The 22,855-nt window shown below is 31.0% G+C and carries 21 protein-coding genes; 17 read left to right on the top strand and 4 right to left on the bottom strand.

All coding sequences use genetic code 11. The annotated features are described in order from the left end of the window. Window positions 1-90: 90 nt before the first annotated feature. The 11 genes from CS884_RS04590 to CS884_RS04540 all read left to right on the top strand — a co-directional run bounded on the left by CS884_RS04590 (window position 91) and on the right by CS884_RS04540 (window position 11,876). Complete coding sequence (locus CS884_RS04590; RefSeq protein ID WP_099320891.1) at window positions 91-996, top strand: hypothetical protein; 906 nt, start codon at window positions 91-93, stop codon at window positions 994-996. Next, entirely contained in the window at window positions 983-2,989 is a 2,007-nt protein-coding gene (locus CS884_RS04585) for a DHH family phosphoesterase (protein ID WP_099320890.1), read from the top strand. Before CS884_RS04590 ends, CS884_RS04585 begins: the two co-directional genes overlap by 14 nt. Next, complete coding sequence (gene rplI / locus CS884_RS04580) at window positions 2,967-3,416, top strand: 50S ribosomal protein L9 (RefSeq protein ID WP_099320889.1); 450 nt, start codon at window positions 2,967-2,969, stop codon at window positions 3,414-3,416. Before CS884_RS04585 ends, rplI begins: the two co-directional genes overlap by 23 nt. Further along, window positions 3,416-4,765, top strand: a complete 1,350-nt coding sequence (gene dnaB, locus CS884_RS04575; RefSeq protein ID WP_099320888.1) for a replicative DNA helicase — start codon at window positions 3,416-3,418, stop codon at window positions 4,763-4,765. Before rplI ends, dnaB begins: the two co-directional genes overlap by 1 nt. Beyond that, entirely contained in the window at window positions 4,740-5,312 is a 573-nt protein-coding gene (locus tag CS884_RS04570) for a GNAT family N-acetyltransferase (protein WP_099320887.1), read from the top strand. Before dnaB ends, CS884_RS04570 begins: the two co-directional genes overlap by 26 nt. Next, the gene (locus tag CS884_RS04565; RefSeq protein WP_099320886.1) at window positions 5,302-6,048 is read left to right on the top strand and encodes a DnaD domain-containing protein; all 747 of its coding nucleotides are present in this window, start codon (window positions 5,302-5,304) and stop codon (window positions 6,046-6,048) included. Before CS884_RS04570 ends, CS884_RS04565 begins: the two co-directional genes overlap by 11 nt. Beyond that, complete coding sequence (locus CS884_RS04560) at window positions 6,035-6,997, top strand: ATP-binding protein (protein ID WP_099320885.1); 963 nt, start codon at window positions 6,035-6,037, stop codon at window positions 6,995-6,997. The genes CS884_RS04565 and CS884_RS04560 overlap by 14 nt, the downstream gene beginning before the upstream one ends. Window positions 6,998-7,006: 9 nt before the next feature. After that, window positions 7,007-7,678 (top strand): NAD(P)H-hydrate epimerase, encoded by a 672-nt coding sequence (locus CS884_RS04555; protein ID WP_099320884.1) that lies wholly within the window; start codon window positions 7,007-7,009, stop codon window positions 7,676-7,678. Window positions 7,679-7,689: 11 nt separating this feature from the next. Continuing rightward, window positions 7,690-8,640: a DUF4349 domain-containing protein gene (locus tag CS884_RS04550; RefSeq protein WP_099320883.1), complete on the top strand. Its 951-nt coding sequence runs from the start codon at window positions 7,690-7,692 to the stop codon at window positions 8,638-8,640. A gap of 219 nt (window positions 8,641-8,859) precedes the next feature. Further along, window positions 8,860-10,149: a serine--tRNA ligase gene (gene serS, locus CS884_RS04545; RefSeq protein ID WP_099320882.1), complete on the top strand. Its 1,290-nt coding sequence runs from the start codon at window positions 8,860-8,862 to the stop codon at window positions 10,147-10,149. A gap of 161 nt (window positions 10,150-10,310) precedes the next feature. After that, complete coding sequence (locus CS884_RS04540; RefSeq protein WP_143434411.1) at window positions 10,311-11,876, top strand: DUF5633 domain-containing protein; 1,566 nt, start codon at window positions 10,311-10,313, stop codon at window positions 11,874-11,876. Between the two features lie 75 nt (window positions 11,877-11,951). Here the strand turns inward: CS884_RS04540 and CS884_RS04535 are convergent, their stop codons facing one another. Genes CS884_RS04535 through CS884_RS04525 form a run of 3 tightly spaced genes read right to left on the bottom strand, consistent with a single transcriptional unit; the run spans window position 11,952 to window position 15,366 of the window. Continuing rightward, the gene (locus CS884_RS04535) at window positions 11,952-13,337 is read right to left on the bottom strand and encodes a peptidase S41 (protein WP_099320880.1); all 1,386 of its coding nucleotides are present in this window, start codon (window positions 13,335-13,337) and stop codon (window positions 11,952-11,954) included. A 12-nt stretch (window positions 13,338-13,349) separates the two neighbouring features. Beyond that, window positions 13,350-14,672, bottom strand: coding sequence for a cell wall metabolism sensor histidine kinase WalK (locus CS884_RS04530; RefSeq protein ID WP_099320879.1), 1,323 nt, complete (start codon window positions 14,670-14,672; stop codon window positions 13,350-13,352). Then, window positions 14,653-15,366, bottom strand: a complete 714-nt coding sequence (locus CS884_RS04525; RefSeq protein ID WP_099320878.1) for a response regulator transcription factor — start codon at window positions 15,364-15,366, stop codon at window positions 14,653-14,655. Before CS884_RS04525 ends, CS884_RS04530 begins: the two co-directional genes overlap by 20 nt. A gap of 146 nt (window positions 15,367-15,512) precedes the next feature. Between CS884_RS04525 and CS884_RS04520 the strand changes: the two genes are divergently transcribed. Then, the gene (locus CS884_RS04520; protein ID WP_099320877.1) at window positions 15,513-15,797 is read left to right on the top strand and encodes a GlsB/YeaQ/YmgE family stress response membrane protein; all 285 of its coding nucleotides are present in this window, start codon (window positions 15,513-15,515) and stop codon (window positions 15,795-15,797) included. A gap of 82 nt (window positions 15,798-15,879) precedes the next feature. On the opposite strand, the gene CS884_RS04515 is transcribed toward CS884_RS04520, so the two are convergent. Further along, window positions 15,880-18,789: a transglycosylase domain-containing protein gene (locus tag CS884_RS04515; RefSeq protein ID WP_099320876.1), complete on the bottom strand. Its 2,910-nt coding sequence runs from the start codon at window positions 18,787-18,789 to the stop codon at window positions 15,880-15,882. Between the two features lie 136 nt (window positions 18,790-18,925). On the opposite strand from CS884_RS04515, the gene hflX reads away from it, so the two are divergent. From hflX to mraZ, 5 genes are all read left to right on the top strand, one after another. Beyond that, entirely contained in the window at window positions 18,926-20,164 is a 1,239-nt protein-coding gene (gene hflX, locus CS884_RS04510; protein WP_099320875.1) for a GTPase HflX, read from the top strand. Beyond that, window positions 20,139-20,774 carry a YigZ family protein gene (locus CS884_RS04505; RefSeq protein WP_099320874.1) on the top strand — a complete coding sequence of 212 codons (636 nt, stop codon included), beginning with the start codon at window positions 20,139-20,141 and terminating at the stop codon, window positions 20,772-20,774. The genes hflX and CS884_RS04505 overlap by 26 nt, the downstream gene beginning before the upstream one ends. Window positions 20,775-20,782: 8 nt before the next feature. Continuing rightward, window positions 20,783-21,517: a YebC/PmpR family DNA-binding transcriptional regulator gene (locus tag CS884_RS04500; protein WP_099320873.1), complete on the top strand. Its 735-nt coding sequence runs from the start codon at window positions 20,783-20,785 to the stop codon at window positions 21,515-21,517. Further along, window positions 21,517-22,317, top strand: coding sequence for a prolipoprotein diacylglyceryl transferase (lgt, locus tag CS884_RS04495; protein ID WP_180753294.1), 801 nt, complete (start codon window positions 21,517-21,519; stop codon window positions 22,315-22,317). Before CS884_RS04500 ends, lgt begins: the two co-directional genes overlap by 1 nt. Before the next feature lie 123 nt (window positions 22,318-22,440). Then, window positions 22,441-22,854 carry a division/cell wall cluster transcriptional repressor MraZ gene (mraZ, locus tag CS884_RS04490; protein WP_099320871.1) on the top strand — a complete coding sequence of 138 codons (414 nt, stop codon included), beginning with the start codon at window positions 22,441-22,443 and terminating at the stop codon, window positions 22,852-22,854. The last annotated feature ends 1 nt before the right edge of the window (window position 22,855 follow it).

Below are 22,855 nucleotides of genomic sequence, written 5' to 3'. Positions count from 1 at the left end.
TAATTATTGATAAGCTGATTTTTTGAAGTAATATAAATAAACACTGTTTTAAAATAGGGATATATGCTAAAATAAGTTAAGAGGATGTTTATGAATATTAGCGAAAATTTCAAGCAAATTATAAATATTTTATTGGGGATTTGCATAGTTACTATTTTATTTTTAATTAGTGATGCATCCTTATTAGTCATCGCACTTTGCCCAATATTACTTGCTATAGTTTGTTTTTCTTATGGCTTAAGCAAATATTTAATAGCCTTAGGTCTTGGCTTATTGATGGCTTATATTTTTTCAAATTTTAAATTTATCATTTTAAATATCTTGCCTTTTTTAATAATTAGTTTGATTTTTATTGCTATTATTAAATCGGGAATCTCTGATAAAGAGCAAATAGTAATATCTTGGATATTTATTAGTTTGATTTTAATTTTAATCTGTAAGCTTTCAATGCTAATGGAAAATGTTGATATAAATAAGCTTGCAAAGGAGCTTAAAGGAGCTTTAGAAGAAAGTACTAATTACAAAATTCCAATTAGCTATTATAAAGCATCTTTTGCTCTATATCCAGCAATACTTTCAAGTATTTCATTAATTTATAGCCTTATAGGCCTTAAAATTATTAGAAATTTTTTATCTTATAAAAATCTTGGCAAAGATTTAGCTAATGTAAATACTTTTAGATTAGAAAAGAAAGATCTGCTTGTAATTTCTATCTTTTCCCTAGTAAGTTATTTTTTGTTAGGCTTTTTTGGGGTAAATAAATCATATATAATGCTTAACATTATTTTTATGCTTTTAGCGATTTTTACCTTTAATGGGATGTTCACCTTTGACTATATTCTTACTTATAGGCAAAGTCTTTTAAGCAGGAGTTTGCAGTGGTTTTTTATATTGATGTTTTTTTATTTGCTAGCTATAATGTTTTTCATTTTAGGTATAATTGATCTATTTATGGATTTAAGAAAAAAACTTGGAGGAATCTATGGAAAAATTTAAGATAAGAGGAAAAGAACAAATACCCGGGATTTTGGCTCTACCAATCGTAATTTCTTTTATCCTTATATATTTTAATCCAGTTCTTGGAATAATTGCTCTAATACTATGTCTCGCCTTATATTTTCATCTGAGAAATATAGTTGATTACAACCAAGATCTTTTGCAAAAATACGTAGATGAAGTAGACATTAGTTTTAATAGCATCACAAAAAGTTTGGTTTTTGAAATGCCATTTCCGATTGTCGTTTTAAATGAAAAAAAACAAATAAAGTGGCACAACACCTACTTTAGAAACTTATTTCCAGACGATGAACTAATAGGAAGTGATATTAGTAAAATAATACCAGCAATTGCCAAATTAAATTTTAACGAAACAAAATCTGATCGAGCTTTAGTGGCTGAGATTGGAGATAAAAAAATTCAGTTTCATTTTAATAATGTCAAAAATGATGAACTAGATGAAATCGAAACTTTTATCTACGGCATTGATAACACTTACGATGAGTCAATCAAGCAACTTTTTAAAGATAAGAGATTGGTATTTTTTACAATTTATTTAGACAATTATGAAGATTTGAGAAATGCAACCGATTCATTAAATAGACCTCAAGTTTTGGGGGCAATTGATAGAACGATTAACGAATATTTCAAATCAAGAACAGGTGTAGTAAGAAAATACGAAAATGATAGATACTTGGTCGTCATGGAATATCAAGATTACATGAAAATATACGAAAGCAAATTTTCAATCCTTGATGAAGTTAGGAAAATTAGCTATGGAAATCTAATAAATCCTACCTTATCTATAGGAGTTGGGGTTTTGGGCCAAAATCCAAATGAAATTTACAATGATTCTAGGGTTTCAATAGAAATAGCCTTATCCCGTGGTGGAGATCAAGCGGTAGTAAAACATAAAGATAATTACGAATATTTTGGCGGCAAAAGCAAGGCCACAGAAAAAACATCAAAAGTAAAATCTAGAGTTATTTCAGGAGCCTTAAAGAGGATTGTAGAATCAAGCAGCGATGTATTTGTTATGGGTCATAATAATCCGGACATGGATTCTTTTGGCTCAGCTTTGGGAGTTTACGAAGGGGTAAGATTTTTAGAAAAAGATGCTTATTTAGTTTTAAATGAAATTCCAAGACAAATTGAAAATATTTACAACAGCTCTATTAATAATTTGGGGGAACTTAAAGATCATATTTTGACAGAAGAAGAAGCTTTATCAAAAATCAAACCATCATCTTTGATTGTAGTTTGCGATAATCATAGGAAAAACTCAACTGAAGCACCAAGTCTTATAGATAAAACTGATCAAATATTTATAATTGACCACCACAGAAGAGGTAAAGATTATATTAAAAAATCTACTATTTCATATATCGAACCCTATGCTTCATCAGCTTCAGAATTAGTAACTGAAATACTTAATTATTTGGATGAGAATTTCAAGGCAAGAACGCCAGTTGCTGAAGCACTTCTTGCTGGAATTACAGTTGATACCAAAAACTTTGTATATCAAACAGGTGTAAGAACTTTTGAAGCTGCAAGTATATTAAAGCGTTGGGGAGCAGATACAGTTTATATAAAACGAATGTTTAAAGATGACTTTGAAATTGTTAGATATAAATCTGAAGTAATTGCAGATTCGAGTATAGTTAATGATATGATTGCTATTGCTCATTTTAATAGAGATATAGACGGTTCAACCCTTATAGCAAGCCAAGCTGCCGATGATTTATTAAGCATAAAAGGTGTAAAAGCAAGCTTTGTTTTGACAAGAGCAAATAATAAAATTCACATTTCAGGTAGAAGCTTAGGCGATATAAGTGTACAATTAATACTAGAGCGTATCGGAGGTGGAGGCCATCTAACGGCTGCAGCCACCCAATTAGATATGAGCATGGAAAATGCTGAAAAATTGCTCAAAAAAGCAATAATTGAATATTTAAGAGAGGAAGAAGAAGATGAAAGTAATACTAACAGATAATATTGTAAGAGTAGGCGTAAAAGGAGATTTGGTTGATGTAAAACCAGGATATTTTAGAAATTTCCTTAACCCACAAGGATTAGCAGTAGAAGCTAACAAGAAAAACATGGCAGAGCTTGAAGAAATGCAAGCTAAGTTAAAAGAAGAAGAAGCTCAAAATAGAAAAGAAGCTGAAGAATTAAAAGCAAAAATCGAAGCACTAACAATTACTCAAAAAGTAAATGTTGGCGAAGATGGAAAACTTTTTGGATCAGTAACTAACAAATCTCTAGCAGAAGCTTTAGCTGAAAATGGCATAGAAATTGATAGAAAAAGAATTGAAAATGTTGAATCAATCAAATCAGTTGGTGAATATGAACTAAATGTTAGATTGTATCCAGAAGTAAATGCTAATCTAAAAGTTGAAGTGGTAGCTGAGGCAGAATAATGACTGAGGCAAATAGGCCTCTTCCATACGACTTTTTAGCAGAGAAAGCTATTATCGGAAGTATAATCAAAAAAAATGAAACTTTCGATAGAGCAAATCAAATAATAAAACCTGTGGACTTTTACGATTCCAGAACTCAAAGGATATATAAATCAATCGTAACTATGTTTGAAAAAGACATAAAAGTTGACGAAGTAAGCTTAATATCCCAGTTAAGGAATGAAAATATATTAGAAGAAGTTGGAGGGGAGGAGTTTATCGCTGAGATTACCCTCTCCTCATTTTATACTCCAAATATCGATACATACGCAAAAACGGTCAAAGAAAAATCTCTGCTAAGAAATCTTATAGAGGCAAGTGCGGATATAATGGAGGATAGCTACAGGCAAAGTGACGATATTGGCACAATCTTAGAAAAAGCTGAAAGTAAAATTTTTGATATATCACAAGATAGACTTAATGATGGCTTGGTTAGAGTATCAGATACCCTAGATGAAACCATACAAAAGATAAACGAGCTATCTTTAAACGATGGAAATATAACAGGAGTTCCAACTGGCCTATCCTTAGTGGATATGAAACTTTCAGGTTTGCAACAATCTCAACTAATACTTTTGGCAGCAAGACCAGCCATGGGAAAAACAGCTCTTGGCCTTACAATTGCTTGGAACGCAGCAAAAGCTGGCAAATCTGTAGGATTTTTCTCACTTGAAATGTCTAGCTTACAACTTAACTATAGACTTATTTCTATGGTAAGCTTGATAGAACTTGATCAAGTAATGAATGGAAGAATAAAAGATCATGAATGGCAACTTTTATTTGATTCTGTAAAAGAAATAGCAAGCAAAGATTTGTATGTTGACGAAACTCCAGCAATTTCCTTATCAGAAATGCGAAGTAAACTAAAAAGATTAAAGGCAGAAAAAGGCTTAGATCTAGTTGTAATAGATTATCTTCAGCTGATGACGGCAGAAGGAAACAAGGAAAATAGGCAAAATGAAATTGCCTCTATTTCGCGTGGGTTAAAAAGTTTATCCAAAGAATTAAACTGTCCAATTCTTTCTCTTGCCCAATTATCTCGTGAGGCAGACAAAAGAGCCGATCATAGGCCGATACTATCTGATTTAAGAGAATCTGGAGCTATTGAACAGGATGCAGATGTGGTTATGCTTCTTTATAGGGAAGATTATTACAACGAAGAAGAAAATCCAAATATTGCCAAAATAATTGTAGCAAAACATAGAAATGGTTCTACAGGAACTTTGGATTTATTTTTCAACAAACCTTGCACAACTTTTAGAGATTTAAGCTTAAAAGAAGAAAATGGAAAAGAAAAATCAACAAACTAATGTATATCTTGAAAAAATAAATAGACAAGTAGCAAGCGAATTAAGTCAATGGGGAAATTTCTCAGATCCACGCTTATCTGGCTATAATTATGGAAATTTAAGCAGCTTTGAGATAAGTTTTTGGTATAGCTCAGTAACTACGCCCAGGAAAAAATATTTTGCCGTAAAAAGAACATCCGATAATAGATTTATTGGATTTTTGGGATTAAAAAATTATAATCCACTAACAAAAAGAGCAAAACTTGGTATAGTTTTTGATCCTAATTTCACATCTATGGGCTATGGCTACGCAGCTATGGAAATTTTACTAGATTATTATTTCAATACCCTAAAATTTAGAGAATTGCTTTTGGAAGTAAACTTATTTAACGATAGGGCCTTAAAACTTTACAAAAGTTTAGGATTTAAAGAAACTGGATTAACAAGCGAAGTGTTTGAAAATCAAGATATAGAATTTGATCAGAGATATTTTGAAGAAAAAAGAGGACTTATATATTCAAAAATATTAAAAATGAAACTTACAAAGGATGATTATTATGGAATTTAAGATAGAAAGCTTAAAAGTTGACTTGGGAATGACCCCGTTTGAAAATATGTTTTTGAATATGTATGTAGATAAGGCTAGTGGCGACGCCCTTAAATTCTACTTGTTAGTTTATAAAGATATTTATAACCAGGGAAATGCCGACCTTAACAAAATTCAAAGACAGCTAGATTTTTCTGATGAAGATATTAAAAGATGCATAGATTATTGGATAAGTATGGGAGTTTTTAGAGAAAAAAAATCAATGGACAATCAATCTTACATAGAAATAGTTTCGTTTAGACAGATGTATTTTGGTGATGACGAAAATCCTATAAATGAAAATAGTTTTGACTTATCAAGCAGAAAACAAGTTATGTTTGAAAATATTATAAATATAATAAATAGAGCCCTCACACCCGCAGATATTACAAGAATTCAGGAAACTTTAGAAGAATATAAGCAAGATCCGGAGCTTATAACAGAAGCCTTTAGACAAGCCAAAACTTCAGGCAATGTCGATGTAAAATATGTTATGGGTTACCTAAAAACTTGGAGAGATCAAAATATTTTTAAGCTAAATGACCTAAAAGTCCAAGAAGAAAGACAAAAACTTCTAAGAAAAAATTCTCCACGCCAATATAAAAGATCAAAAAACACAAACTTATCCAACGATGATTATAAATCATACGCAGAAAAAGCAAGAGCGAAGAGATTCAAAAAAATGCTAGAAAAGGAAGATAGCTATGAACAAAAATAGCAAAGCCAGTGAAATATTAGCCAAAAGACGCGAAGAAAATATAATAAATTTGCAAAATAGAGTAAATGAAGTTTATGGAAAAATTCCAAATATGAAAGCACTTGATAAAACTATAAAAGACTTGGGTTTTAAGATTGTAAGTTTTGGTTTAGATAATATAAATACAGAAGATCTTGAAAATGAGCAAATAAAACTTTTAGACCTAAAAGAAAAACTCTTGGTAGAAAATGGTTTTTCCAAAGACTATTTACAAATGCATTACCACCACGAGCTTTGCAAGGATACTGGCTTTGTCGGAACAGAGATCTGCTCTTGCAGAAAGCAAATTATTATAGAAGAAAATTACAGCAATTCTTCCATAAAAAGCTTGATTCTTAGGGAAAATTTCGATTCTTTTGATGAAAATTTATTTTCAGCAAATCCCTACAAAGACTATCCTATAAGTCCTAGAGAAAATATTTTGCTAATAAAAGATGAACTTCTAAAATTTGTCAATAATTTCGATAAAGAAAAATCAAATCTTTATATTTTTGGAGATGTGGGCAGGGGCAAAACTTTTTTACTAAATGCCCTTGCCAAAGAAATTTTAGACCAAAATTATTCTGTTTTTTATATCACATCTTCTAGTCTTTTTAAATTTTTAAACGATTATAACTGGGCCTTTGAAGAGCAAAGATCTAAACATCAAGAAAAATACGATTTTATTAAAGAATGTGATTTGTTAATAATTGACGATTTGGGTAGTGAAGCAACTAGTAAAAATGATCCAGCAAATTTATTTGATATTGTAAATAGTAGGATGATTAGCGAAAAACCAATAATTTTTTCTACAAATTATGACGAGTCCATGCTTTCAGAAGTCTATGGTGGACGCATATTTTCAAGAATTGTGGGTAATAGTAAAGTATACGAAGTATTTGGAGAAGATTTGAGATTAAAAGAAAGATAGGTGCTAGCAATGATTGTTGTAGATAAAGATCAAATGCAAAAAATAGATCAATATGCTATTAATGAGCTAAAAATTCCTTCCATTTGTTTGGTGGAAAGAGCAGCTCTTTCTGTCATCAAAAATATTGATTTGAATGTAAGAAAAACCTTTGCCCTTGTAGTAGGAATTGGCAATAACGGTGCTGATGGCTTGGCTCTTGCAAGAAATCTTCTTGCCAGAGATTATTATGTCGAAGTCTATATAATAGGAAATATAGAAAAAGCTAAAGAAGATTTTATCTTAAATTACCAAGCAGTCAAAAATTTAACTGACAAAATTTATTTGATAGATACTATTTTGGATTTGGAAGTAATGGAAAAAAATATTTCCAAAGTTTCTACAATTATCGAAGGAATTTTTGGAACTGGACTTGATAGAACGATTACTGGTACTTACGCCTATGTTATAGCCATGCTAAATAGGTCGATGAAATACATAATTTCCATAGACATTCCATCAGGAGTGGATTCTACAACTGGAGAAGCTTGGGGAGAAGTGGTTGATAGCGATTTGATCGTTTCTATGCAGCTTATGAAAAAAGGAGTTTATGACAGATCGATTTATAAAAACAAATGCGTCGTAGAAGATATAGGCATACCTCAAAAGGCAATTGACCATGTCCTTAATGAAACTTATCCTTAGAGGAGTTAATTATGAAATTTAAGAAAAAATTACTAGTAAATCTATTTTTGATTCTAGCTTTAACTTCTTGTGGAAGCAATAAATCTTTACAAAATTCTTCATATGATAATATGAAAAGTGAAGAAGCTTCTGAGCAAGAGATTTCAGATACTACTGAAGAAGCAACTGACAATATAGGCGATTCTTTTGATATCAGTGGTCAGATTGAAGAAAATAATCAAGTAAAAGATAGAAAGATCGAATATTTTTACGAATACACCATAGAAACAACAACTTATGACGATGATTATAAAAAACTAATTGAACTAACAAGCAAATACAAGGGATATATCAATTCTTCTGATTTTTATATGGATAGAAGAAATGATGATAAAATTGATCTTAGAAGTTATCAGGTTGTAATAAAAATTCCTAGAGATACATCAGCTGGTTTTGCCAAAGATCTTACAAAAATTGGAAAAATTAATAATATAAGTCAATCTAGCAATGATTTGACCAAAGACTATAAAGATATAAATTTAAGACTTGAAACCAAGAAAAAAGAACTAGAAAAACTCAACCAGCTAATGGAAAAATCCGAAAATATTGAAGAAACTATGGCCATTAGTCAAAGGATCCTTGAAGTAGAAAGTGAAATAGATCAAATTAAGTCAAATCTTAGAGAATTAGACCAAAGAGTAGATTACAATACTTTCACAATTTTTCTAAGAGAAGTTTACGATTATAATGATATTTCCAAAAACAATCCTCGCTTTGGCGAGAGAATAGCAGAAGCTTTTGGAAATTCCATTGGAATTTTTCTAAATTCTATTATGGATCTACTGGTTATAATTGTATCCTATTGGCCAATCTTAGTTCTAATCATTATAATAATTATTATAATTGTAAAGTTTATAAAAAAGAAAAATAAGGCTAAAAAAATAGACAAAACAAGCAAAGATTTGCCAAATAATCTTGATTAAATTTTAGAAAACTCGTATACTATAGTTAACTAAATAAAGCAATGATAAGACTTAGTACCCTTAGGAAGTTTTTAGAGAGAAGATGGTTGGTGAAAATCTTTGATGGAATTTGGAGAATCTACCTTTAGCTTATAAAATTAAGAAAAAAATTGGGTGGCACCACGAGACCTTCGTCCCATGTAGGGAGGAGGTCTTTTTATATGCCAAAAAGGAGTAATAATGATTGACATTAAATTTTTAAGAGAAAATCCAGATCTTGTAAAAGAAAATATTAAAAAGAAATTTCAAGATCAAAAACTAGTTTTAGTAGATGAAGTTTTAGAACTAGACGAAAAACAAAGAGCTGTCAAAACCGAAGGCGACAATCTAAGAGCAGAAAGAAACAAACTTTCAAAAGAAATCGGCGCTTTGATGGGTCAAGGCAAAAAAGATGAAGCAGAAAAAACTAAAGCCCATGTAGGAGAAATAAACGATAGACTTCTAAAAATCGAAGAAGAAACCAAAAATTATGCAGATCAAGTAAAAACTCGTATGCAAAAAATCCCACAAATAATTGATGAAACTGTTCCAATAGGCAAAGATGACAGCGAAAATGTTGAAAACGAAAGATTTGGAGAGCCAATTGTTCCAGAATACGAAGTTCCTTATCACGTTGACATCATGGAAACATTTGACGGAATTGACCTTGATGCATCAAGAGAAACATCTGGTTCAGGTTTTTATTATCTAAGAGGTGATATAGCAAGACTTCATTCAGCAATCCTTTCTTATGCAAGAGATTTTATGATAGATCGTGGCTATACTTATTACATTCCACCATTTATGATAAGATCTGATGTTGTAACAGGCGTTATGAGCTTTGAAGAAATGGAAAATATGATGTATAAGATAGAAGGCGAAGACTTATACCTCATAGGAACAAGCGAACACTCCATGATAGGCAAATTTATAAATACAATTAATGAAGAAGAAAAAATGCCTCTAAAAATGACTTCCTATTCACCTTGCTTTAGAAAAGAAGTAGGAGCTCATGGTATAGAAGAGCGTGGAGTATATCGTATCCACCAATTTGAAAAACAAGAAATGGTAATCATTTGTAAGCCAGAAGATTCAAAAACTTTATATAACGAATTATGGAATAACACAGTAGATTTCTTTAGAAGTCTAGAAATTCCTGTAAGAACTCTAGAATGTTGCTCAGGAGATCTTGCAGATCTTAAAGTAAAATCTTGCGATGTAGAAGCATGGAGCCCACGCCAAAAGAAATACTTTGAAGTTGGATCTTGCTCAAATCTTGGAGATGCCCAAGCAAGAAGACTAAACATAAGACTAAGAGGAGAAAAGGGAACATATTTTGCTCACACCCTAAATAATACAGTAGTAGCTCCACCAAGAATGCTAATAGCCTTCCTTGAAAACTTACTACAAGAAGATGGCAGCGTAAAAATCCCAGCTCCACTTCAAATGTACATGGGTGGAAAAGATAAAATAATTCCAAAAAATAAATAAGACTATTAAAAGAAAACTCGGCATTAATGTGTCGAGTTTTTTAGTGAAATTGAAAATATACTATTAGTATAAAAAATTGCAAATTCATATATATTTTTATATAATAGAGGTAAATAATAATTAATTATTTGATTATGTAATTATAAAAAATTGGAGGAGAAATGAAAAACAAAAAGAGCACCATACTAGCTTTAGCATTGTCAATTTCCTTTGTAGTTTCAGCACAAACTGCATTTGCTGAAGAAGCTAAGAGTGAAGAAAATCATCCAACTGAAGCTATCGAAACTTTAAAAGAAGAAACTAGCGAAGAAAATTCCGAAGAAGAAATTTCTGAAGAAAAAAAACAAGAAACTGAAAAAGAAAAAGAAGAAACTAAAGAAGAAGCTCAACCATTAGAAGAAACTGAAAAAGCTTTAGATAATGACGGTCTTCAAATTAGTGACTTTGAAGAACCTGAAGCTCTAGAAAGTCCAGAATCTGATAAATTTGAACAAGCTGCTGATAGTATGTTTGATGGAATTTCTAAAAAAGAAGGAGTTTATGAAGCTGTTTACGATAAATATGGCAAGAATGTAACAGTAACAATCCTTGATGAAAGTCAAAGTGCAAAAGAAATTAGCGGAACTGGTATAGTAGCAGGTTTAACTAATTTATATAAAAATAATAATCTTGTAAAAGTACAAGTGGATGGCCAACCAGTAAGAGATCTAACATCTTTAGCTGCTGCTGCACCTAGTTCAGGAATGACTGTAGAGCAATTATTCAAATTAACTTTTGGAGCTGATATATTAAATGCAGTTCAACAACCAGGAAATAACACTGGCAAACTTAAAGATTTTGTAGGCAAAACTGTTAATCTTGTATTAACTGTAAAAAATGGGGACGGAACCGAAGAAACTCTAGTTTACACAATTAATGGCGTAAACAAAAATGGAGAAATTCCTGAAGAAAAACCTGAAGAAAAACCAGAAAACAATGAAAATGGCTACAAAACAAAAGAAGCAGCCGAAAAAGCAGCTCAAGAAGCTTTAAAGAATGATCCAGTTAACAAATCATACACAATCAGCCAAAATGCAGACGGTAGATATATTTATCTCCTATCATCATATGAAAAAATAGATACTCCAGAAGAAGATCCAGAGGATCCTCAAACAGACGAAAAACCAGAAAACAATGAAAATGGTTACAAAACAAAAGATGCTGCTATAAAAGCTGGCGAAGAAGCAATGCCAGAAAATATGAAAAATAACTTTAAAGTTACAGCTGACCAAGGAGCAAATGGAAGATGGTTTTATAGATTTGAAGTAAAAGAAGAAGAAAAACCAACTCCAAATCCAGATAAACCAGTAGTTCCAGATCATCCATCAAATCCAGTTGTACCAGGCACAACAAGTGATTCTGATGACAAAACTGAAGTTGACACTGATGATAAAGTTCAAGAAGAAAATAAAGATGAAAACAAAGCTAAGGATTTAATAGATAAAATTACTAAAAATACAAAAGAGATTGAAAAAATCCTTAAAGAAAACGAAGCAAATCAAGAAGGAAACGACAAGAAAGAAGATCCTACAAAAGATCCAGAAAAAGACAATAAAAAGGAAGAAAAACAAGCTCCTGCTAAAAAACACTCAAATCCAAAAACAGGTGTAGTTAGCATGGCACCAATTGTTGCAAGCTTTGCAATTTCTATGTCATCTCTTGTTGCTTTAAGGAAAAAGAATGATTAATAAACTTAATTTAGAATAAGCGACAAATTAAAACGCCTCCATAAGTTTTATCAAAACTTAGATGGGGGCGTTATTTTATTGATTTACTATGCTTAGCATATTTGACCTAGGATCTTTGGAATTTATTTTCTGATCGTAAGATAGGTAGATATTTTCATCGTTTTTGCAAAAAGATGAGTTTATCGATAAGATTAGACCAGAATGTTCTAATAAGTAAAGATCAGTTGGAGCATTGTAAACTATGTCATTTTTTGTTTCTTTGGAGTCAAGAGCATTTTTTACAACATAAGCTCCATTTTTTTTCAAAAAGTCTGCAAATTTTATTGCTTCGTTGGCTGTGTTAGAATTTGTCAAGACATAAATTTTTCTTGTTGAATAATCTGTATTTTTCCTTATTGACAAGTCTAATTGGTCGTAATATAAATAGTCACTAGGATTAATTAATTTCTTAACTTCCTTGTATTTGCTTGCATCATTTTTTGCAAGAGCTGTATCATAAGGACTATTTTCGTCTTCCTTAAAAGTTTTTAGTGAATCTTCAAATAACTTTGATCTGTAAAAAATTATATTAGATTCTTTGTAGTCTTCAGGAATTAAAATTCTTGCAAATTTGTTCCAATAAACATGATCTATTGAATTATTATTTGATAAGTCTATGATTAGTTTGCCAACTGGTGGATTTGCCAAAAATGTGTCGGTTATTTTTTTTAGATCATTTTCAAATTCTTTAGGTCTAAAATCTTCCATGCTTATTATCATTAGGCCGTTTGTTATGATTTCACCTTTTGTAGCTTCCTTTTTGATATTTACATCAGTTATTAACCTTTTGTACCTATCGACAGCTTGAGGATCTTCAAGGACAGATTTTTTGTTTGAATTTTTCTTATCCTTATAATAATTAAAGAGGTTTTGGTAAGTATCTTTTTCCAAAATAAAGGTTCTGCTATCATCAAGTATTGCTAGGTACTGATTTATTAGTGTAAAGTATTCTTGGTCAGTTTTAGATAGGGCGATTTTTTTTCTAAAATCGTTGTATTGACCTAAAAATTTCTTGTAGTTTTCTTTATTTTCATTATCTACTGCGTAAGATCTTTGGATTACATTATATAGACTCTCAAAATCTGTAATTTTTTCGCCAGCACTTAAGGATCTATTTTCTGATGGAGAAACAAAAACTTCTCTTCCCAAACTTTCCAAGACTTCATCTCTAAAGTCAGGATAGCCCATAACTTTGTATGAGTTTATGGCATTAGAAATAAATTTTGTTGTGAAAATCACTAGAACAAACAATAATAGTCCAAGGATTATTCTACGTCTTATAAATTTTTTCCTTCTTTGAAGTTTTTTTCTTTCGGCTCTTTTTCTTTGAGAATCTGATTGGATTATATATTCTTCTCTATCATTATTTGTTAATGGTTCAGTGTTTTTAGTTTTTCTTTTATTTATGCTTTTTCTTGACATAACATTCCTACTTTATTTTGTAAAGATAAGTGTGAAGCAAGTACCATGATTAAGTTTCGAATCTACTTTTATTTTTCCACCTAAGGCTTCAACAAAATTTTTGCTAATTGCAAGCCCTAAGCCATGGCCGTTGTCACTTGTATTTCTCGAATCTTCAATTCTATAGAACCTATCAAAAATTCTATCGATTTTATCTTCTGCAATTCCAATACCATCATCAATAACTTTTATTTCTATTTTTTTAACATCTTCATTTAGATAAATTTCAATATTTCCATTTTCACCTATAGCCTTAATGGCATTTGAAATGAGATTATTTAAAATTTGTGTGAATTTATTCTTGTCAGTGTTCATAATAACATTTTCAGCAAGATTTTCTGTGATTTTTATGTTATTTTGTTCTGCTTTTGGCAAGAAAGCATAGGCAATTCTTTTAATAAGATTGGTAATATTTGTATCTTCATTTCTTACTTGGATAAATTCAACATTTTCATCAAAGGTCTTTTTTAGTCCAACTATCAAATCTTGCAAGCGTATTACATCTTCAAGCAAAATATCCATTGTTTGACTATCAGCTTCAACAATCCCATCTTTGATTGCTTCTATGTAAAGTTGCAAATTCGTTAGGGGAGTGCGCAATTCGTGAGATATATCTTGAGCGTATTGTTTTCTAATATTTTCTTGATTTTTTAAGTTGTTTGATAAATAAGTTATATTATCTTGAAGGTTTTCAATTTCTATAATATCGGTATTTCTATCAGTAACCTCGTATTTGCCATCTTTAATTTTTAATGTATCATCGCTAATTAACATTATAGGCTCTGAAATGTTTTCTGATAAAATTAAACTTATTACAAATCCAATTATCAAAGAAATGATCAATCCATAAATTATTGCAGTTGTAAAATTTCTTTGCAAATCTTCTATTGGTTCGGGATTAACATTGTAGGTTATATTTAAAGTTCCAGATCTCTTGGCTTTATCAGCATTAAATAATTTCAAATGTTCTTGTTTTAGCGGATAAGTATTTGAAGGATCTCTACCCAAAACTTCATAAGAAATAGTTCCGTCAGGCTCTTCAAAAGTTATATCAACCTTAAGATCTTTAGCAAGATTATCAAGTCCTTGCCACATTTCTTCGATGCTTATCTTGGGATCCTTTTGATACTTTATAAACCATGAGCTAACTTCTGTAACTCTAACATCTTTCATTTCCATTAACATCTGTCTATAGTTAAAGGTGACAAAAAGAGTAACCAAAATTGAGAATACCAAAACGCAAGCTAAAATACCCGCAACAAAGTTTCTTATTATTTTACTCTTTAATGTAATCATCTACTCCACCGGATTTATAGCCCATACCATAAATTGTTTTGATATAAGCAGGTCTTTTTGGATTATCTTCTATCTTCGATCTAATATTTTTTATATGAGTATCAATTGCTCTGTCATAGGCATCGTAATCATAACCAAATGTGAGAGCTATAATCTCATCTCTTGAGAAAATTTTATTAGGAGAAGAAAAGATAGTTTTTAAAATTTGAAATTCGTTTTTCGTTAACAAAATTTCTTTTCCATCTTTAAATATCCTATTGTATTGTAAATCCATCTCTAATCTTCCGTCAGAAGTTTTTATTATATCGGCTCTTGGAATGTTATATTTTTCGATTCTTCTAAGAACTGCCTTTACTCTTTCAACCAATTCTTTTGGGGAAAATGGTTTGGTCACATAATCGTCAGCCCCAAGTCTTAGGCCTTCCACGCGATTATCTTCCTCAACTTTTGCAGATACCATAATTATTGGCAAATCAGACTTGTTTCTAATTTCTTTTATAACTTCTTCACCAGGTAGTTTTGGCAACATTAAATCGAGTATAACTAGATCTACTTCATTATTATTAAAAAGTTCTAAGCCCTCTTTGCCATCAAAAGCTTGTAAAACACCATAACCTTCTTTTTCAAAATAAGATTTCATTATAGTTGAAATTTTCTTTTCGTCTTCAATTATTAAAATATTGATATTATTCAAAAAACTCACCTCTTATTTCATTATACCACACAAAAGCTAGTATTATTTTTACTTTATAAAAATGTTTAAAAAAGTAAAAAATGGATATAAATATAAAGTAATTGAAAAATTTATTACGAACTTTTAAAAAAATGAAAGGAGAAGTTATGTTAAGTGGAAAAGGTATATTAATGACTTTAATATTAGGAGCTTTAGCTGGCTGGATTGCTAGTAGGATAATGGGTAAGGATTCTCAGATGGGAAGTCTTGCAAATATAATCGTAGGAATTATTGGCTCTGTAATTGGAGGTTGGATTTATAATTCGTTTTTCCTAAAAGCTGGTGGACCAGGAACTTTTGCAATAATTTTATGGTCAGTAATAGGTGCTGTAATTTTATTGTGGGTTATTAACCTAGTTACAGGGAAAAACAAAGGACCTATGAAGAAGTAACATTATAAAAATTTCAAAAAAATCAAAAATTTTTTGTAAAAAAAGGGGACTATAGGAAAATTTTCTTATAGTCCCTTTAATTTTATGGATTTGTGTTTTGTTTTTGGTCAGGATTTTGATTTTTTTCTTTGTTGTCGTTAGGATTTTTATCCTTGCCGTCCTTATCTTTTTCTTTATCCTTTCCGTCTTTATCTTTCTCGTCATCCTCTTGCTCTTCTTCTTCAGGATCTTCTCCTAAGTTTGAATATGCGCTTGGAGGTCTATAACCCCAATCTCTAGGATAAATTCCACCAAATTCGTTAGGATTGTAATTACTTTTTGGGCTAATGAATACTCTATTTGTTACATGCTCTTTTGGTGTCATATCTGATGCTAAAAGATTATTTCTATCATCAACTGTTATCATAACATGAACATCATCTACTTCAGTAGGCGTATTGTTTGGACCAAAAATTTCTGTTCTTATTGTTCCTCTTGGATCCCATCTGGATATGTCTGAAGGTAGTTTTCCACTCATGGTATCTACTTGCATTTCTACTATGCCATCTGGAATTTCAAAATTAGCGACTTCATAGCCGTCAAGGATATGATTATTGATTATATTCCACATCAAAGCAGCTCTTTGTATAGAATTGCCAGTCATGCTAAGATTTTGATCATCTGCACCCATCCAAATTCCAACAGTGTAGTAAGGAGTATAGCCCATGCACCAAAAATCTACTTTATTATCGGTAGTACCAGTTTTTGTTGCATAATCTATATCGTTTATATAGATGTTTTTGTAGCTTTGACCAGTTGACTCTAGGGCAGAGGTTATTTGGTAAGCTGTTTCAGCTGATGTTACTTGATGAGTTATTACATTTTTATCATCAAATAAAACTTTGCCTGTTGAATCTTCAATTTTAGAAAATGTCAATGGTTCGTTGTATTTTCCTTGATTTGCCAAAGCTGCGTAAGCTGCAGTCATATCCAAAGTTGTAAGACCATTTGTCATGGAACCTAAACCTAAGGCTGCTAAATTCTCATCGTTAGTTCTAGGGTTATCTTCTTTGCTAACAAAGTTATCTTCGCCATCTTCTCTTATTATTCCAAAATTCTTTAAGTATTCTAAGCTCTTAGCAATACCTACTTCTTTTAGAGTTCTTACCGCAATGGTATTTATGGATAATTCTATAGCCTTTCTAATAGGGACAAGACCCATATAGTATTCGTAAACATTCTTTGGCCAAGGTTGATCCTCTTCATTTTTCATCAATGGAACGTCATCCATGCCAGTAGCTAGGTTAAATCCATTGTCAAAAGCTGCTGTGTAGGTTGCAATAGGTTTTATTGAAGAACCAGGTTGTCTAGGTATTGCAGAAGCTCTATCCAAAATTCTTATACCTCTTTGATCACGACCTCCCATAATTGCCTTAATATGACCGTTTGTTTGGTCCATAATGACTGTTGATGATTGAGGTTGGATAACTCCTTCTAAGTCAATACCATAGAAATCTTTGTTTATTGAAAAGGTTCCGTCTTCATAAGCTGTTATGAGATTTTTATTTTCATCTAAGAAATTCTTTGATATAACTATGTTTTCATCCTCATCAAGGCTTGCATCTTCGTTACTTTTAAAGGTAATGTGGCCAGTTTTGTGAGTTCTTAAATTTTTGTTATTTTTATCTAAAGAATAATAATTTCTAAAATATAGATTAGTTTGATCAAGGTAGGCTTTGTAAGTTGATAGAACTAAATTTCCATCATCGTCATACCAAGCTTCATCATCTCTAAGTCTAATATCGTTATTATCATTTAATATGTTTTTTTCTGCATAATACAATAAATTGCCATCGCTATTTATTATATTTCCATATTGATCATAGCGTAAATCAAGAAGTGGCGCTTGCTTCCAGCCTGATGTATCCCCCATCAAATATGAAGAGAAGTCTGCATAGATATTTTCCAATTCTTTTTGCATGTCTTCATCTATGGTAGTTGTTATCCTTAATCCACCATAATAAAGTCTATCCCAAGCTTGATTTTCGCTTAAATTATAGATTTCTTGTAATTTTCTTACAACTTGTTTTTCTAACAAGGAGTTAAAATAGCTTGCAATTTCGGTATTTGATCTTTCAGCAGGCTTTATTGTGCTTGCTACATCAAAATCTTTTGCCTCGTTGTATTCTTTTTTTGAAATCATGCCAAGTTCAAGCATCTTTTCTAGGGCAAATTGTTCCCTCTCATAAGGATTTTCATTGTAAACGGCTGCATATTTTTCTCCATCAATACTAAATTCTCCCAAAACTCTTTGATCTGTAACTTCACTTACTTTTATTGCTTTGTAAAGAGAATTATCTGATGGTGATTGAACTATACTAGCAAGAGTTGCACATTGAGCTAGGTTAAGCTCTGTAACGTCTTTGTCAAAATAAGTCCTTGCTGCTGCTTGAACACCATAGGAATTTTGTCCCATAAATACTCGGTTAAGATAAGCTCCTAGTATTTCATCTTTGCTCAAGGCCTTTTCTATCTCTAAAGCCAAATAAATTTCCTTAATCTTTCTTTCGTAGGTTTGATCATTAGAAAGATAGGTATTACGAGCAAGCTGTTGAGTTATTGTGGAGCCTCCACGAACAATGCTACCAGCTCTAAAATTTTCTAGGGCAGAGCCTATAATAGATTGAAAATCCAAACCCGGATGCTTATAAAATCTTTCGTCTTCTATGGCGACGAAAGCAAGCTTTAAAGCTTTTGGGATTTTTTCATAATCAATTATTTCTCTATATTCGCTTGTAGCTATAGAATCAACTTCATTTCCATTTTCATCAACTATAGTGGAATTTTGACTCATTTCATACTTAATAATGTTTGGATCGATTTCTGGGGCGGTTTTCATAACTTCAAGAATAGCTCCTCCCATAAGTCCTCCAAATACAACAAGGATAGATCCTATGCCAAGTATTATTATCAAAATTAGTTTTATCACTATAGAGGCGATTTTTTTAAACATTTGGCCTCCTATATTTATTATTTTATTTATTTATTTCAATATCATCTCTATTTTATCATTTTTTTAATAATATATCTATATCTTAGTATCTTTATAATATTTATTGCTATCGTATAATCTTTTAGAAAGGAAGTTTATGCAGGAAGTTATACAAGTAAATGTTTTAAATAGAGAAGATGATCTTGATAATAGAATATACAAACTAGAATCGTTAATAAATACAGCCGGTGGCAAATCTATTGCTTATGTAAGCCAGGTTGTAGAAAAAGTCAACCCAAGATTTTTTATAGGCAGTGGAAAAGTTTCTGAAATTAAAGATTTGGCAAAAAAACTAGAGATAGATACTGTGATTTTTGATGTGGAACTATCAGCCAGTCAATTATATAATCTTGAAGAAGAGCTAAAACTTCATGTTGTTGATTGGACTAGTCTGATCTTAGATATCTTTGCCCAAAGAGCAAATACTAAAGAAAGCAGACTTAAAATTAAGCTTGCTCAACTAAAATACCAATTGCCAAGACTTAATAAGTGGTTTTCATATTTATCAAGGCAAGCTGGCGGTATAGGAACAAGAGGTCCTGGTGAAACCATGCTTGAAACCGACAGGCGTGCAGTAATACGTGACATAAAATCTCTTGAAAAACAATTAAAAGATGTAGAAAAGACAAAAATTACAAATAGAAAATCAAGGGATAATATCTATAATATTTCTTTATTAGGATATACTAACGCTGGAAAATCAACAATACTTAATGGTATGATGCATTTGTACGGTAAAGATAAATTTGTTTATTCTGATGATTTATTGTTTGCAACCTTAGATACATCTACCAGAAGATTAGATTTCTCAAATACCAAGGTAACACTTACCGATACTGTTGGTTTCATCGATAATCTATCCAAAGAATTAAATGATTCATTTTTGACGACTTTAGAAGAAATTAAATTTGCTGATATGCTCTTAATTGTAATTGATGCAAGTTTAAATATCGATCATCAAATAAAAACCATAGAGAAAGCAGTAGAGGACATAGATTTAGAAGATAAGCATATCTTATATGTTTTTAATAAAATGGACAAAATTGATGATGATTTTAAAGTTAAACTTTTTAAAAGAGATAAAGATAGGATTTATATCTCAGCAAAAGATGAGAAAGATTTAGAAAAACTTAAAGAAAAAATCGTAGAAATTATAAAAAAAGATTATAAAAAAGTTTCTATGCACATACCTTTTTCAGATGGAGATGTTTTAGATTATTTAATGACAAATTATGATATTTTGGATACAAAATACGATGGTCTTGGAACTATCATTCAATTTGAAATATCTAGTGAGGATATGAATAAGTATGGAAAATATATCGAAAGCATATAAAACTGTAAAAGGCGAAATAAAAAGTGAGTTTATCGAACAAAAATCTATTTTTATCAGCAACATAAGCCATGTTGAAAGTGAAGATGACGCTAATAAATTCATAGAAGAAATATCTGAAAAATATAAGGATGCTACTCATAATTGCACCGCCTTTATAATCAATACAAATCCTTTGATTAAAAGATATAATGACGATGGTGAACCCACTGGTTCTGCTGGCCTTCCCATGCTAAGTGTTTTAGAAAAAAATGACGTAAAAAATATTGTAGCGGTTGTTACAAGATATTTTGGCGGCAAACTTTTGGGCAAGGGGGGACTTATAAGATCCTACTCCAAGGGCGTAAGTGAGTGCTTAAATAATAAAATTATTTACAAAAGACCTTTTTTTGTAGTAGAATTAATTCATTCTTATAATGTCTTAGGTCAAATTGAAAATTATCTAAATGAAAATAAAATATATATTATTGACAAAGATTTTACAGATAAGGTAAAGATGAATATTTATTTGTCAGAAGAATCTTATGATAAAACATCAGAGGATTTGATAAATTTGACCAGCGGAGAAATTTCAATAATAAAAATTAAAACTGAAATGCTTTATAGTAAATAGGAGGATTTATGTCAGGACATAATAAATGGAGCAAGATAAAAAATAAAAAAGGAACAGAAGATGCTAGACGTGGTAAAATTTTTACCAAACACGCTAGAAATATTACAGTTGCTGCAAGGCAAGGGGGAGATAATCCAGATTATAACCCAACATTAAAAGCAGCAATTGATAAGGCAAAAGCTGATAATATGCCAAATGATAATATCGAAAGAGCAATCAAAAAAGCAACTGGTGAAGGAGCTGCTGATAATTATCAAAGAGTAATTTACGAAGGTTACGGTCCAGGAGGAGTTGCTATAATTGTTGATTGCCTAACAGATAATATCCAAAGAACAGCCCCAGATGTAAGGCATGCTTTTGATAAAAATGGTGGAAATCTTGGAACTGATGGATCTGTTATGTTTATGTTTGAACATAAGGGTGAGATATTAGTAGATAAAACCAACAAAGATTTCGATCAATTTATGATGGATGCACTTGAAGCAGGCTGCGATGATGTAAATGAATATGGCGATTATTACCAAGCCCTAACAAGCCTTGAAGCCTTTAACGATGCTGTCGATAAGCTTAAAGAATTAGCCTATGATATAAAAAGTGCAGAAATTTCATATATAGCATCAAATCTTATAGAAGTTTCTAGTGAACATTTTACTAATTTGGGAAAATTAATTGACACTCTTGAAGATAATGACGATGTCCAAGATGTCTATACAAACTGGGATTTACCAAGTGAGGAAGAATAATGGAATTTAATTTTAATCCAGTAGCTTTTTCTATTTTTGGTATTGAAATACGTTGGTATGCTTTGATAATAATAGCTGGTATGCTTTTGGGAAGTTATTTTGCCAAAAAAGAATTTGTAAGACGTGGATTTGATGAAGATTTCGTCTACGATGTCTTATTTGTAATTGTTCCAATTGGAATCTTGGGTGCAAGATTTTGGTATGTTTTATTTGAATGGGACTATTATTCTTTAAATCCAATCCAAATCCTAAATATAAGAGCAGGAGGACTAGCCATTCACGGTGGAATAATTTTTGGACTTTTAGCCTTGTATATTTATGGCAAGAAAAAAAATCTACCATTTTGGGATATGGCTGATGTCCTAATTCCTTCACTTGTTTTAGGACAAGCAATAGGCAGATGGGGAAATTTTATGAATCAAGAAGCTCATGGAGGACCAACAGACCTTCCTTGGGGGATTATAATTGATGGGGTTAAAGTTCATCCCACTTTCTTATACGAATCTATTGGTGATATAATAATTTTTCTTATTTTAATTAATTGGAGGAAAAATAATCCGGACAAGGGAAAAATTTCTGCGACATATTTTATAGGATATGGAATTTTGAGATTTTTTGTAGAAGGATTAAGAACTGATTCCCTATACATTGGACCAATTAGAACTGCACAATTGATGTCTATATTATTTGTAATCCTTGGAATAATTTTATTTTACATCTCAGATAAAAATAATCTCCCACCTTATTTTAAAGAGAAAAAATTGGTAAAAAAAGAAGAAAAGATTATAAATTTTAAATAAATTAACAAATAAATATAAAAACAGACAAAAATCGACTTAAATAGTCGATTTTTTGTTTGCTTTAATTTCAAATATGGTATAAAATAATTATGAAGTGGAATAAAGTGGTTAATGGTGGTAGAGATGTTTTTAGGAGAATTTACTCACAAATTGGATAATAAAAATCGAATAATGATGCCTAGTGAGTTTCGTGATATTTTATCAGAAGAATTTTATATCACAAAAGGTCCTGAAAATTCTTTAGTAATTTATACAAAAGAAGAGTTTGAAAAACAAAGTCAAAGACTTGATAACCTAGTAATTGAAAACAAAAAAAACAGGGCGATAAAAAGATTATTCTTCTCATCTACTATCAAAACAAGTCTTGACAAACAAGGTAGAGTCTTGCTTAACAAAAATTTGAGAGATTATGCAAATATTGCTAGCGAGGCGATGATTATTGGCAACAATACAACCATAGAAATATGGGATGTAGCAACTTGGGAAGCTTACATTAATGAAGTCGAGGTGAATTTATCCGATATAATGGATAGTTGAT

Origin of the sequence: Anaerococcus sp. Marseille-P3625 (assembly GCF_900232825.1) — a bacterium.
Classification (GTDB): domain Bacteria; phylum Bacillota; class Clostridia; order Tissierellales; family Peptoniphilaceae; genus Anaerococcus.
Note: the sequence above shows the minus strand (reverse complement) of the source record. Positions and strands in the feature narration are given on the sequence as shown.

Bases quoted from the DNA above. Each gene is read 5' to 3' on its own strand.
- CS884_RS04530 (WP_099320879.1), bottom strand. From the start codon at position 14,672: ATGATTACATTAAAGAGTAAAATAATAAGAAACTTTGTTGCGGGTATT.
- dnaB (WP_099320888.1), top strand. From the start codon at position 3,416: ATGACTGAGGCAAATAGGCCTCTTCCATACGACTTTTTAGCAGAGAAA.
- CS884_RS04555 (WP_099320884.1), top strand. From the start codon at position 7,007: ATGATTGTTGTAGATAAAGATCAAATGCAAAAAATAGATCAATATGCT.
- CS884_RS04535 (WP_099320880.1), bottom strand. From the start codon at position 13,337: ATGTCAAGAAAAAGCATAAATAAAAGAAAAACTAAAAACACTGAACCA.
- serS (WP_099320882.1), top strand. From the start codon at position 8,860: ATGATTGACATTAAATTTTTAAGAGAAAATCCAGATCTTGTAAAAGAA.
- CS884_RS04500 (WP_099320873.1), top strand. From the start codon at position 20,783: ATGTCAGGACATAATAAATGGAGCAAGATAAAAAATAAAAAAGGAACA.
- hflX (WP_099320875.1), top strand. From the start codon at position 18,926: ATGCAGGAAGTTATACAAGTAAATGTTTTAAATAGAGAAGATGATCTT.
- mraZ (WP_099320871.1), top strand. From the start codon at position 22,441: ATGTTTTTAGGAGAATTTACTCACAAATTGGATAATAAAAATCGAATA.
- CS884_RS04550 (WP_099320883.1), top strand. From the start codon at position 7,690: ATGAAATTTAAGAAAAAATTACTAGTAAATCTATTTTTGATTCTAGCT.
- CS884_RS04570 (WP_099320887.1), top strand. From the start codon at position 4,740: ATGGAAAAGAAAAATCAACAAACTAATGTATATCTTGAAAAAATAAAT.
- CS884_RS04540 (WP_143434411.1), top strand. From the start codon at position 10,311: ATGAAAAACAAAAAGAGCACCATACTAGCTTTAGCATTGTCAATTTCC.
- CS884_RS04565 (WP_099320886.1), top strand. From the start codon at position 5,302: ATGGAATTTAAGATAGAAAGCTTAAAAGTTGACTTGGGAATGACCCCG.
- CS884_RS04585 (WP_099320890.1), top strand. From the start codon at position 983: ATGGAAAAATTTAAGATAAGAGGAAAAGAACAAATACCCGGGATTTTG.
- CS884_RS04590 (WP_099320891.1), top strand. From the start codon at position 91: ATGAATATTAGCGAAAATTTCAAGCAAATTATAAATATTTTATTGGGG.
- rplI (WP_099320889.1), top strand. From the start codon at position 2,967: ATGAAAGTAATACTAACAGATAATATTGTAAGAGTAGGCGTAAAAGGA.
- CS884_RS04505 (WP_099320874.1), top strand. From the start codon at position 20,139: ATGGAAAATATATCGAAAGCATATAAAACTGTAAAAGGCGAAATAAAA.
- CS884_RS04520 (WP_099320877.1), top strand. From the start codon at position 15,513: ATGTTAAGTGGAAAAGGTATATTAATGACTTTAATATTAGGAGCTTTA.
- lgt (WP_180753294.1), top strand. From the start codon at position 21,517: ATGGAATTTAATTTTAATCCAGTAGCTTTTTCTATTTTTGGTATTGAA.
- CS884_RS04515 (WP_099320876.1), bottom strand. From the start codon at position 18,789: ATGTTTAAAAAAATCGCCTCTATAGTGATAAAACTAATTTTGATAATA.
- CS884_RS04560 (WP_099320885.1), top strand. From the start codon at position 6,035: ATGAACAAAAATAGCAAAGCCAGTGAAATATTAGCCAAAAGACGCGAA.